This is a genomic window from Pseudomonas sp. GW823-FHT01D03 (assembly GCF_058798255.1).
In genome coordinates this window covers 1,343,106-1,355,370 of the sequence record NZ_JBXAKK010000001.1, presented here as the reverse complement: position 1 = coordinate 1,355,370, position 12,265 = coordinate 1,343,106, and the positions used below count along the sequence as shown (strand labels likewise).

The 12,265-nt window shown below is 60.3% G+C and carries 9 protein-coding genes; all 9 read right to left on the bottom strand.

The features are described 5' to 3' along the window. Positions 1-135 precede the first annotated feature (135 nt). The gene (ispD, locus tag AC1RBR_RS05900; RefSeq protein ID WP_095138365.1) at positions 136-843 is read right to left on the bottom strand and encodes a 2-C-methyl-D-erythritol 4-phosphate cytidylyltransferase; all 708 of its coding nucleotides are present in this window, start codon (positions 841-843) and stop codon (positions 136-138) included. Continuing rightward, positions 840-1,118 carry a cell division protein FtsB gene (gene ftsB / locus AC1RBR_RS05895; protein WP_007964293.1) on the bottom strand — a complete coding sequence of 93 codons (279 nt, stop codon included), beginning with the start codon at positions 1,116-1,118 and terminating at the stop codon, positions 840-842. The genes ispD and ftsB overlap by 4 nt, the downstream gene beginning before the upstream one ends. A gap of 171 nt (positions 1,119-1,289) precedes the next feature. Then, the gene (gene eno, locus AC1RBR_RS05890) at positions 1,290-2,579 is read right to left on the bottom strand and encodes a phosphopyruvate hydratase (protein ID WP_095138364.1); all 1,290 of its coding nucleotides are present in this window, start codon (positions 2,577-2,579) and stop codon (positions 1,290-1,292) included. 156 nt (positions 2,580-2,735) lie between these two features. Continuing rightward, the gene (gene kdsA / locus AC1RBR_RS05885) at positions 2,736-3,581 is read right to left on the bottom strand and encodes a 3-deoxy-8-phosphooctulonate synthase (protein WP_098967470.1); all 846 of its coding nucleotides are present in this window, start codon (positions 3,579-3,581) and stop codon (positions 2,736-2,738) included. A 4-nt stretch (positions 3,582-3,585) separates the two neighbouring features. Then, positions 3,586-5,217 (bottom strand): CTP synthase, encoded by a 1,632-nt coding sequence (gene pyrG, locus AC1RBR_RS05880; protein ID WP_095138363.1) that lies wholly within the window; start codon positions 5,215-5,217, stop codon positions 3,586-3,588. 274 nt (positions 5,218-5,491) lie between these two features. Further along, complete coding sequence (gene tilS, locus AC1RBR_RS05875) at positions 5,492-6,808, bottom strand: tRNA lysidine(34) synthetase TilS (RefSeq protein ID WP_492563409.1); 1,317 nt, start codon at positions 6,806-6,808, stop codon at positions 5,492-5,494. A 145-nt stretch (positions 6,809-6,953) separates the two neighbouring features. Then, positions 6,954-7,901, bottom strand: a complete 948-nt coding sequence (locus AC1RBR_RS05870; protein ID WP_064586192.1) for an acetyl-CoA carboxylase carboxyltransferase subunit alpha — start codon at positions 7,899-7,901, stop codon at positions 6,954-6,956. Between the two features lie 139 nt (positions 7,902-8,040). Continuing rightward, a complete protein-coding gene (gene dnaE / locus AC1RBR_RS05865; RefSeq protein ID WP_253149097.1) occupies positions 8,041-11,562 on the bottom strand; it encodes a DNA polymerase III subunit alpha in 3,522 nt (1,173 codons plus the stop codon). 76 nt (positions 11,563-11,638) lie between these two features. Then, complete coding sequence (gene rnhB, locus AC1RBR_RS05860; RefSeq protein WP_095138360.1) at positions 11,639-12,265, bottom strand: ribonuclease HII; 627 nt, start codon at positions 12,263-12,265, stop codon at positions 11,639-11,641.

Below are 12,265 nucleotides of genomic sequence, written 5' to 3'. Positions count from 1 at the left end.
TTGTCTGTGCGGACGCCTTCGCGAGCAAGCCCGCTCCCACAGGGGATCCGCAGTGGATGCAGATTGGGTGTCAGGCGCGAATCAAATGTGGGAGCGAGCTTGCTCGCGAAGGCGGCAGAACAGGCAACACAGCACTCAGCGGCGATTGGCCCAACGCTGGCGCAACCACTCCAGATCTTCCGGCCGGGTCACCTTGAGGTTGTCCGCCCGCCCTTCGATCAGGCGCGGTGCCAGACCGGCCCACTCCATCGCCGAGGCTTCATCGGTAATCACCGCGTCTGCCACCAGACTGTCGGCCAACGCCCGATGCAACGCACCGAGGCGGAACATCTGCGGCGTGTAGGCTTGCCAGATCACGCTGCGATCAACGGTCTCGAGCACACGACCGTGCTTGTCGACCCGCTTCAAGGTGTCGCGCGCCGGCACGGCCAGCAGACCGCCGACGGCATCATCCGCCAGTTCAGCCAGCAGTTTGTCGAGATCGTCACGGCTCAGGTTAGGTCGGGCCGCATCGTGTACCAGCACCCAGTCATCGTCATCAGCACCTTGCGCATGCAGATGCAGCAAGGCGTTGAGCACCGACCCGGAACGCTCGGCGCCGCCCTCGACCCGCTGAATCCGCGAGTCGCTGGCGCAGGCCAGGTTTGGCCAATAAGGATCATCAACAGCCAGACTGACCACCAGGCCCTTGAGGCTCGGGTGATCAAGGAAACAGCCGAGGCTGTGTTCGAGAATTGTGCGTCCGCCCAGTTGCAGGTATTGCTTGGGACGGTCCGCGGCCATTCGGGCACCGACGCCCGCGGCAGGAATCACGGCCCAGAAGGCCGGCAGGGAATCGATCATTGCGCGAGCTGGTAAAGGGTTTCACCGTCCTTGACCATGCCCAGCTCATGGCGAGCCCGCTCTTCAACGGTCTCCATGCCTTTTTTCAATTCGCTGACTTCAGCGTCCATCACCCGATTGCGCTCCAGCAGGCCTTCGTTCTCGGCGTGCTGATCAGCAATCTGCTGCTTCAGCTCGGCGACCTGCGCCAGACTGCCATTGCCCACCCACAGGCGGTACTGCAGACCGGCCAGCAGCAAGAGCAAAACGAGAAACAACCAGTAAGGACTGCGCATCGAATATCAGGTATCCAGTGAAAAAAGACAGCCACGCGAAAACTTTGAAACGTCTGATAGCACGAAGCCTGGAAGATCCAGGCTTGTGCATGTAAGGCATCAGATTAGTGGCAAATCCATCGCTGTCACGACTTTTCCGACACAATCCGGTGTCTTTTTACCATTTACAACTCAGCCGCGGAACTCGCTGCGACCGTTGTACTTGGCTTTGCCATTCAACTGCTCTTCGATACGCAGCAGTTGGTTGTACTTGGAAACGCGGTCGGAACGGCACAGCGAACCTGTCTTGATCTGGCCAGCCGAGGTGCCCACAGCCAGGTCGGCAATGGTCGAATCTTCGGTTTCGCCCGAACGGTGCGAGATCACGGCGGTGTAACCGGCAGCCTTGGCCATCTGGATGGCTTCCAGGGTTTCGGTCAGGGTGCCGATCTGGTTGAACTTGATCAGGATGGAGTTGGCGATCTTTTTATCGATGCCTTCTTTCAGGATCTTGGTGTTGGTCACGAACAGGTCGTCGCCCACCAGTTGGGTCTTCTCGCCGATCTTGTCGGTGAGGATCTTCCAGCCAGCCCAGTCGGATTCATCCAGACCGTCTTCGATCGAGATGATCGGATAACGTTCGGTCAGGCCTTTCAGATAATCGGCGAAACCTTCAGCGGTGAACACCTGGCCTTCGCCGGACAGGTTGTACTTGCCGTCTTCGTAGAATTCGCTGGCAGCGCAGTCCAGCGCCAGGGTCACGTCGGTGCCCAGCTTGTAACCGGCGTTGGCCACGGCTTCGGAGATCACTTTCAGCGCGTCTTCGTTGGACGCCAGGTTCGGTGCGAAGCCGCCTTCGTCGCCAACGGCGGTGCTCAGGCCACGGGCCTTCAGCACAGCTTTGAGGTGATGGAAAATCTCGGTGCCCATGCGCAGACCTTCCGAGAACGTCTTGGCGCCAACCGGCTGCACCATGAATTCCTGGATGTCGACGTTGTTATCGGCGTGCTCACCACCGTTGATGATGTTCATCATCGGAACCGGCATCGAGTAAACACCCGGGGTGCCGTTCAGGTTGGCGATGTGTGCGTACAGTGGCAGATCCTGGTCCTGTGCAGCCGCCTTGGCCGCAGCCAGGGACACGGCGAGGATGGCGTTGGCGCCCAGTTTTGCCTTGTTTTCGGTACCGTCGAGCTTGATCATCGCGTGGTCGAGGGCTTTCTGGTCGCTTGGGTCAGTGCCCAGCAGCAGATCGCGGATCGGACCGTTGATATTTTTTACTGCCTGGAGCACGCCCTTGCCCAGGTAACGGCTCTTGTCGCCATCACGCAGCTCGAGCGCTTCACGCGAGCCTGTGGATGCACCGGACGGCGCGCAAGCGCTGCCGATGATGCCGTTGTCGAGAAGCACGTCCGCTTCCACGGTGGGATTGCCACGGGAGTCGAGAACTTCACGACCTTTGATGTCGACGATTTTTGCCATTGTTGTAAACACTCCAAAGTTGACGAAAACGACGCAGCTAGAGGAAATCTTTTTACCGTCGGCAAGTGGTGTGCAGCGGGCAGCTTGCAGACGACAACGCACATGCCCGAGGGCATGTGCGACAAATCGTGCGGTACTTTACCGGAGAAATGAGCTTTACGCGGTTTCTACCGTCGGAAAACTCTTCACCAGTTCGTCCAAAGCTTTGAGCTGGGCCAGGAATGGCTCCAGTTTGTCCAGACGCAAGGCGCAAGGGCCGTCGCATTTGGCGTTGTCCGGATCCGGGTGCGCTTCGAGGAACAGACCGGCCAGCGACTGGCTCATGCCCGCCTTGGCCAGATCGGTGACCTGTGCACGGCGCCCGCCGGCGGAGTCGGAACGACCGCCAGGCATTTGCAGCGAGTGGGTCACGTCGAAGAATACCGGGTACTCGAACTGCTTCATGATGCCGAAGCCGAGCATATCGACCACGAGGTTGTTGTAGCCGAAGCTCGAACCACGCTCGCAGAGGATCAATTGATCGTTACCCGCTTCCACGCACTTGTTCAGGATGTGTTTCATTTCCTGAGGCGCGAGGAACTGGGCTTTCTTGATGTTGATCACAGCGTTGGTCTTGGCCATCGCGACGACCAGATCGGTCTGGCGCGACAGGAAGGCCGGCAGCTGGATGATGTCGCAGACTTCAGCGACGACCGCGGCCTGGTCAGGCTCGTGGACGTCGGTGATGATCGGCACGCCGAAGGCCTGTTTGATGTCCTGGAAGATGCGCATGCCCTCTTCCAGGCCAGGGCCGCGATACGAAGTCACAGAAGACCGGTTGGCCTTGTCGAAGCTGGCCTTGAACACGTAAGGGATACCGAGTTTCTCGGTGACCTTCACGTACTCTTCGCAAACCTGCATGGCCATGTCACGGCTTTCCAGCACGTTCATGCCGCCGAACAGCACCATGGGTTTGTCGTTGGCGATTTCGATGTTGCCAACGCGAATGATCTTCTGTGCCATCGGGTTACGCCTTCTTCTGGTGTTGAGCCAACGCTGCTTTTACGAAACCGCTGAACAGCGGGTGACCGTCACGTGGCGTCGAGGTGAACTCCGGGTGGAACTGGCAAGCGACGAACCATGGATGATCCGGTGCTTCGACCACTTCAACCAGCGCGGCATCAGCGGAGCGACCGGAGATTTTCAGGCCGGCTTCGATGATTTGTGGCAGCAGGTTGTTGTTCACTTCGTAACGGTGACGGTGACGCTCAACGATCACGTCCTTGCCGTAGCAATCGTGCACCTTGGAGCCGGCTTCGAGCAGGCATTCCTGAGCGCCGAGGCGCATGGTGCCGCCCAGATCGGACGCTTCGGTACGCACTTCAACGGCGCCGGTGGCGTCTTCCCACTCGGTGATCAGACCCACGACCGGATGGCCGCTGGCACGATCGAACTCGGTGGAGTTGGCGTCTTTCCAGCCAAGCACGTTACGGGCGAACTCGATGACCGCCACTTGCATGCCCAGGCAAATGCCCAGGTATGGAACCTTGTTTTCACGAGCGTACTGGACGGCAGTGATCTTGCCTTCCACGCCGCGCAGACCGAAGCCGCCCGGGACGAGGATCGCGTCGACACCTTCGAGCAGTGCAGTGCCCTGGTTCTCGATGTCTTCGGAATCGATGTAGCGCAGGTTGACCTTGGTACGGTTGCTGATGCCGGCGTGGCTCATCGCTTCGATCAGCGATTTGTAAGCGTCCAGCAGCTCCATGTACTTGCCGACCATCGCGATGGTGACTTCGTGTTCCGGGTTCAGCTTGGCGTCAACCACTGCGTCCCACTCGGACAGGTCAGCGCTGCCGCATTGCAGGCCAAAACGCTCGACAACGAAATCATCCAGCCCCTGGGAATGCAGGATGCCCGGGATCTTGTAGATGGTGTCGGCATCTTCCAGCGCGATCACCGCACGTTCTTCAACGTTGGTGAATTGCGCAATCTTGCGACGCGACGAAACGTCGATCGGGTGATCGGAGCGGCACACCAGTACGTCGGGCTGCAGACCAATCGAACGCAGTTCTTTTACCGAGTGCTGGGTTGGCTTGGTCTTGGTTTCGCCGGCAGTGGCGATGTACGGCACCAGGGTCAGGTGCATCAGCATCGCGCGCTTGGCGCCGACTTCGAAACGCAGCTGGCGGATGGCCTCGAGGAACGGTTGCGACTCGATGTCACCCACGGTGCCACCGATTTCGACCATGGCCACGTCAGCGTCACCGGCACCCTTGATGATGCGACGCTTGATTTCGTCGGTGATGTGCGGGATCACCTGGATAGTTGCACCCAGGTAGTCACCACGGCGCTCTTTGCGCAGCACGTGCTCGTAGACACGGCCAGTGGTGAAGTTGTTGTTCTGGGTCATGGTCGTGCGGATGAACCGCTCGTAGTGGCCCAGGTCCAGGTCGGTCTCGGCGCCGTCGTGGGTGACGAACACTTCACCGTGCTGGAACGGGCTCATGGTGCCCGGGTCAACGTTGATGTACGGATCCAGCTTAAGCATGGTGACCTTAAGCCCCCGCGCCTCCAGGATGGCCGCCAATGAAGCCGAGGCAATGCCTTTCCCCAATGAAGAAACAACACCGCCCGTGACGAATATGTAGCGCGTCATGAAAAACCCTAGAAGTCTGCGTTAAAGCGGTACGAGCCGCCGGGGAAAGCGAAGGAAGGCCGAAGCCCCCGATCACCTGCATTAATCACAGTGCACCTTTCAAAAAAACCGCCGCGTTGGGACAGACCGGCAGATGAAACACCGGTACGTTGCTCGCTACACATTTTTTGGAATCGCCCAGCAAAGACTGCTTGGTAATCGGCAACTCCTGCAATTCAGGCGAATCCACAGAAGTTGTATCAAGAAGGGAGCGTAGTCTACCGGAATGCCCCTTTCATCTCAAACCTTGATCTTCGTCTGTTGGCTGCCAATGCAATTTCCAGCCGTCCGTCCCATGCCCGTCAAGGCCCGGCAGGTTCGCCACGGCGAGCAATTCTGCGCCGCGAAACAGCAGCGGCAATCTGCCACGGACAAAGGCCGGCACTACGCGCTCATTGAGCAGGCGCTTGAGATCGCGATGGCCGCGCTCCGCCAGATGCATCACTTCGCCGCCCTGCCGATAGCCAATGCGCAGTGGACCGACGGGAGTCTGCCCGCTGAACATGACACGCCCGTTATTCGCCAAGCGTAGCGGCGTCGACGGCTCATGCCAGTCAACGCTGACCGCTGGCGCCCGCAGCCAGTCGCCGCTCAACCACCATACCCGGCCGGCGCTGCGATGCAGTTCACCGTCGGCCAGACGCCAGATCGGCGAAGCATCGTTGGCAGCGCCGCACAGGTTGTCCCAACCCGACCAATGGTCAGTGTCGGGCAGCCGGGTCAGCGGTTCGAGCCAGTGGCTGAGTGCATTGCGCTGACGAGCGGCGGACAGACTCGTCAGCGGCGCCAGCTCCAGCGACGGCAGGCCCAGCCATGAAAACTCGCTCGGCGTGGCGGCTTGCGCGAGATCGAGCTGCGCCAGCTCATCGAGCAAGCCTTGCGCTTCACGCAGGTGCGCCGCGCTGCGGGCCATGCTCGCCTGCGCCTGCGGCCAGCGCGCGGTGAGCAACGGCAGCACCTGATGGCGTAGATAGTTGCGTGAGAACTGTCGATCCTGGTTTGACGGGTCTTCGATCCAGCTCAACTGGTGGGCGCGGGCGTAAGCTTCAAGCTCGGCGCGCGTGACGTCGAGCAATGGCCGCCGCAGCGTGCCCTGCCCCAACGGTCGCTGCGTCGGCATCGCCGAAAGTCCGCGCACGCCGGCACCGCGCATCAGGCGAAACAGCAGGGTTTCGGCCTGATCATCACGGTGTTGCCCGGTCAGCAGCACCTCATCCGCCTCGGTCAGCGAGGTGAACGCGGCATAACGCGCCTCCCGCGCCGCCCGCTCCAGACTGGCGCCGGGCTGCACCGCCACCCGTATCACTTGCAGCGGGACGCCCAGTGCGTCGCAGACCGACTGACAATGCGCCGGCCACGCATCAGCCGCAGCCTGGAGGCCATGGTGGACATGGATGGCGCTGAGCGTCGGCAGGGAATGGTCTTTGGCGAGATGGGCAAGCAGATGCAGGAGGACGGTGGAGTCCAGGCCACCGGAGAAAGCCACGCGCCAGGCCCTGGCATTGCGCCAGACTGCAAGGTTCAGCAGAAGCCGGGACGGCAGATCACTCACGGACTGACCCCTATCTAACTGTTTGCCCAAATCAAATGTGGGAGCGGGCTTGCTCGCGAAGGCGTTTCAACAATCAACACATCTGTCGACTGTTATACCGCTTTCGCGAGAAAGCCCGCTCCCACATTGGGTATTGCGAGATCTGTCAGAGACCGTAGCTCATCAGACGATCGTAACGACGCTTGAGCAGCGCTTCATTGTCGAACTTCTTCAGCATCGCCAGTTGCGAGCTCAGTTCGGCACGGATCGACGCAGCGGCAGCAGCCGGATCACGGTGGGCGCCGCCCAGAGGCTCGCCGATCACCTTGTCAACGATACCCAGACCTTTCAGGCGCTCGGCGGTGATGCCCATCGCCTCTGCAGCGTCCGGTGCTTTTTCGGCGGTTTTCCACAGAATCGAAGCGCAACCTTCCGGCGAGATCACCGCGTAGGTCGAATATTGCAGCATGTTCAGTTGATCGCAGACGCCGATGGCCAGTGCACCACCGGAACCACCCTCACCGATTACGGTGGCGATGATCGGGGTCTTCAGACGCGACATCACGCGCAGGTTCCAGGCAATCGCTTCGCTCTGGTTGCGCTCTTCAGCGTCAATGCCCGGGTAAGCACCCGGGGTGTCGATGAAGGTCAGGATCGGCATCTTGAAACGCTCGGCCATCTCCATCAGACGGCAGGCCTTGCGGTAGCCTTCCGGACGCGGCATGCCGAAGTTGCGGCGTACCTTCTCGCGCACTTCACGGCCCTTCTGGTGGCCGATGATCATCACCGGCTGATCTTCCAGACGTGCCACGCCGCCCACAATGGCCGCGTCGTCAGAGAAGTGACGGTCACCGTGCAGTTCGTCGAACTCGGTGAAGATGTGCTCGATGTAGTCGAGGGTGTACGGGCGTTTCGGGTGACGCGCCAGGCGTGCGATCTGCCAACTGGTCAGCTTGCCGAAGATGTCTTCGGTCAGCGTGCGGCTCTTGTCCTGCAGGCGGGAGATCTCATCGCCGATATTCAGCGAATTGTCATTACCGACCAAGCGCAACTCTTCGATCTTGGCTTGCAGGTCGGCGATCGGCTGTTCGAAATCTAGAAAATTCGGGTTCATAGGCGTCCGTCTTGGGTCGTGTCCCAAGTGAGCTTGGGCCGGCCGGTTGTCTATTCGCGCCCTACCTTAAGGGAGAGGCGCGCTGAGGTCGAGATTAAAAATTCAGGTTGCGGGCAAGCGCAATGATGGCACTTGCCGGTCAACGGTATTGGAGGAAGACGTTGTCTCGCCCGAACTGGTCACGCAGGGCTTGAATCAAGGCATCCGCCGGATCTATTCGCCAGGTCTCGCCGAACTGCAGCAAGGTCTTCGCATCAGGGCTGGTGTACTCCATGGTGATCGGGCACGCCCCACGGTGACGCTTGAGCAGCTCACCCAACCAGCGTAGCTGATCGCCTTTCAAATCCTGAGTGTGCAGCTTCAGGCGCAGGCTTTCGGCCAGATTGGTCCGTGCATCTTCCATGCTCATCACCCGCTTGACCCGCAAGCGCAGGCCGCCGGAGAAGTCGTCGTTGCTGACCTCGCCTTCGACCACCACCATCGCGTCGGTCTGCAGCAGTGACTGCGCGGAGTGGAACGCATCAGCAAACAGCGACGCCTCGATCCGCCCCGAGCGGTCGTCGAGGGTGATGAAGCCCATCTTGTCGCCCTTCTTGTTCTTCATCACCCGCAGGGCAATGATCATCCCTGCGACCGTCTGGGTATCCCGAGCCGGTTTGAGATCGATGATGCGCTGCCGGGCGAAACGGCGAATCTCGCCTTCATACTCGTCGATCGGGTGACCGGTCAGGTACAGACCCAAGGTGTCTTTTTCACCCTTGAGGCGTTCCTTGAGAGTCAGCTCCTTGGCCTTGCGATGCGTCGCGTAAACGTCGGCATCTTCTTCGACGAACAGCCCGCCAAACAGGTCGGCGTGGCCGCTGTCGTGGGTGCGTGCGGTCTGTTCGGCGGCCTTGATCGCCTCTTCCATCGCCGCCAGCAGTACCGCGCGGTTGCGGTCGATATTGGCCTGATAGGCCTTTTGCTCGTCATGGAAGTACGGACCGAGGCGATCCAGCGCGCCGCTGCGAATCAAACCGTCCAGCGTGCGCTTGTTGATGCGCTTGAGATCGACCCGGGCGCAGAAGTCGAACAGATCCTTGAACGGGCCGTCCTGACGCGCCTCGGTAATCGCTTCCACCGGGCCTTCGCCGACACCCTTGATCGCGCCGAGACCGTACACGATGCGGCCGTCGTCGTTCACCGTAAACTTGAACTCCGAGGTGTTCACGTCCGGCGCGTCGAGGCGCAGCTTCATGGTGCGCACTTCCTCGATCAAGGTCACGACCTTGTCGGTGTTGTGCATATCCGCCGAGAGTACCGCGGCCATGAACGGTGCCGGGTAGTGAGCTTTCAGCCAGGCGGTCTGGTACGACACCAGGCCATAGGCGGCGGAGTGGGATTTGTTGAAGCCGTAACCGGCGAATTTTTCCACCAGGTCAAAGATGTTACCGGCGAGGTCGGCGTCGATGTTGTTGGTCGCGCAACCTTCAATGAAACCGCCGCGCTGCTTGGCCATTTCCTCGGGTTTCTTTTTACCCATGGCTCGCCGCAGCATGTCCGCACCACCAAGGGTGTAACCGGCCATGACCTGGGCGATCTGCATCACCTGTTCCTGATACAGAATGATGCCGTACGTCGGCGCCAGTACCGGCTTGAGACCTTCGTACTGATAGTCCGAGTGCGGGTACGCCAGCTCGGCGCGACCGTGCTTACGGTTGATGAAGTCGTCCACCATGCCGGACTGCAGCGGGCCCGGACGGAACAGCGCCACCAGTGCGATCAAGTCTTCCAGGCAGTCGGGCTTGAGCTTTTTGATCAGCTCTTTCATGCCGCGCGATTCAAGCTGGAACACTGCCGTGGTTTCGGCCTTCTGCAGCAGGCTGTAGGTCGGTTTGTCATCGAGCGGGATAAACGCGATGTCCAGCGGTTCTTCACCGACCTTGGCGCGGTCACGGTTGATGGTTTTCAGCGCCCAGTCGATGATCGTCAGGGTTCGCAGGCCGAGGAAGTCGAACTTCACCAGACCGGCGGCCTCCACGTCGTCCTTGTCGAACTGGGTTACCAGACCGTCACCGGCCTCGTCGCAATAGATCGGCGAGAAGTCAGTCAGCTTGGTCGGGGCGATTACCACACCACCGGCGTGCTTGCCGACGTTACGCACCACGCCCTCAAGCTTGCGCGCCATCTCCCAGATTTCCGCCGCTTCTTCATCGACCTTGATGAAGTCACGCAGGATCTCTTCCTGCTCGTAGGCTTTTTCCAGGGTCATGCCGACTTCGAACGGAATCATCTTCGACAGACGATCCGCCAGGCCGTAGGACTTGCCCTGCACCCGCGCCACGTCGCGTACCACAGCCTTGGCGGCCATGGAACCGAAAGTGATGATCTGGCTCACCGCGTTGCGACCGTATTTCTCGGCCACGTAGTCGATCACCCGGTCACGACCGTCCATGCAGAAGTCGACGTCGAAGTCAGGCATCGAGACCCGTTCCGGGTTAAGGAAACGTTCGAACAGCAGGTCGTATTCCAGCGGATCAAGGTCAGTAATCTTCTGAACGTAAGCCACCAGCGAGCCGGCACCCGACCCCCGGCCAGGACCTACCGGCACGCCGTTATTCTTGGCCCACTGGATAAAGTCCATCACGATCAGGAAGTAACCGGGGAAGCCCATCTGGATGATGATATCCAGCTCGAAATTCAAGCGGTCGACGTAGACCTGACGCTTGGCTTCGTAGTCTTCGGTGGTGTCCTTGGGCAGCAGCACCGCGAGGCGTTCTTCGAGACCTTCGAAGGACACTTTGCGGAAGTATTCGTCGATGGTCATGCCATCGGGGATCGGGAAGTTGGGCAGGAAGTGCGTGCCCAGCTTGACTTCAATGTTGCAGCGTTTGGCGATCTCGACGGTGTTTTCGATCGCGTCGGGAATGTCGCTGAACAGCTCGGCCATTTCCTCGGCGCTTTTGAGGTACTGCTGATCGCTGTAATTCTTCGAGCGCCGCGGATCGTCGAGGGCGCGGCCCTCACCGATGCACACGCGGGTTTCGTGGGCAGCGAAGTCTTCCTGCTTGATGAAGCGCACATCGTTGGTCGCGACCAGCGGCGCGCCGAGCTTGTCGGCCAGGGCCACGGCACCGTGCAGTTGTTCTTCATCGTTAGGGCGATTGGTACGCTGGATCTCCAGATAGAAACGATCCGGGAACACCGCCATCCATTCACGCGCCAACGTTTCGGCTTCGGCCGGGTTGCCACTGATCATGGCCATGCCGATCTCGCCTTCTTTGGCGGCGGACAGCATGATCAGGCCTTCGTTGGCCTCGGCGACCCATTCACGCTCGATGATGATCATGCCGTTGCGCTGGCCCTCGATGAAGCCGCGCGAGATCAACTCGGTGAGGTTGCGATAGCCCTTGGCATTCATCACCAACAGGCTGATCCGGCTCAATGGCCCGTCCGGATCCTTGTTCGACAGCCACAGGTCGGCACCGCAGATCGGCTTGATGCCGGCGCCCATGGCGTTTTTATAGAATTTGACCAGGGAACACATGTTGTTCTGATCGGTGACCGCCACGGCCGGCATGTTCATGCCGGTCAGCGCCTTGACCAGTGGCTTGATCCGCACCAGCCCGTCGACCAGGGAGTATTCAGTGTGCAGGCGTAGATGAACGAATGAAGCCGGCATAGTGATCCTGTCCAGTTACATAGAGACAACAAGGCCCGGATTGTACCGGGCCTCGAACAAAACATCAGCCTTGCGCCTAAACCTGCGTCAGGCCCTCGAGCGCCTCGTAAGCCTGACGCACCGGGGCAAATGAGCGCCGGTGAATCGGCGTCGGTCCCAGCCGTGCCAACGCTTCCAGATGAACGGGCGTCGGGTAGCCTTTATGACCGCCGATGCCGTACCCCGGGTAGATCAATTCGAACGCCGCCATTTCACGGTCGCGGCTGACCTTGGCCAGAATCGACGCGGCCGCGATGGCCGGCACCTTGCCGTCACCCTGCACCACCGCTTCGGCGCGCATCGGCAGTTTCGGGCAGCGGTTGCCGTCGATCATCGCCAGTTTCGGCTGAATATGCAGCCCGGCCACCGCGCGCTGCATGGCGAGCATGGTCGCGTGCAGGATATTCAGCTCGTCGATTTCTTCGACTTCAGCGCGAGCGATGCACCAGCTCAGGGCTTTCTCGATGATCTCGTCGTAGAGCTTCTCGCGCTTGGCTTCGGTGAGTTTCTTCGAGTCGTTGAGGCCGAGGATCGGCCGGTTCGGATCGAGGATCACCGCCGCCGTCACCACGGCGCCGCACAGCGGGCCGCGACCGACCTCGTCGACACCGGCCACCAGCTCTTCGACTTCGGCGACCAGGGTAAAATCCAGACCCATCTGCAT

Excerpts from the sequence above, each read along its gene's own strand:
- ftsB (WP_007964293.1), bottom strand. The coding sequence starts at position 1,118 with ATGCGCAGTCCTTACTGGTTGTTTCTCGTTTTGCTCTTGCTGCTGGCC.
- rnhB (WP_095138360.1), bottom strand. The coding sequence starts at position 12,265 with ATGCAGATGGGTCTGGATTTTACCCTGGTCGCCGAAGTCGAAGAGCTG.
- ispD (WP_095138365.1), bottom strand. The coding sequence starts at position 843 with ATGATCGATTCCCTGCCGGCCTTCTGGGCCGTGATTCCTGCCGCGGGC.
- AC1RBR_RS05870 (WP_064586192.1), bottom strand. The coding sequence starts at position 7,901 with ATGAACCCGAATTTTCTAGATTTCGAACAGCCGATCGCCGACCTGCAA.
- pyrG (WP_095138363.1), bottom strand. The coding sequence starts at position 5,217 with ATGACGCGCTACATATTCGTCACGGGCGGTGTTGTTTCTTCATTGGGG.
- eno (WP_095138364.1), bottom strand. The coding sequence starts at position 2,579 with ATGGCAAAAATCGTCGACATCAAAGGTCGTGAAGTTCTCGACTCCCGT.
- kdsA (WP_098967470.1), bottom strand. The coding sequence starts at position 3,581 with ATGGCACAGAAGATCATTCGCGTTGGCAACATCGAAATCGCCAACGAC.
- dnaE (WP_253149097.1), bottom strand. The coding sequence starts at position 11,562 with ATGCCGGCTTCATTCGTTCATCTACGCCTGCACACTGAATACTCCCTG.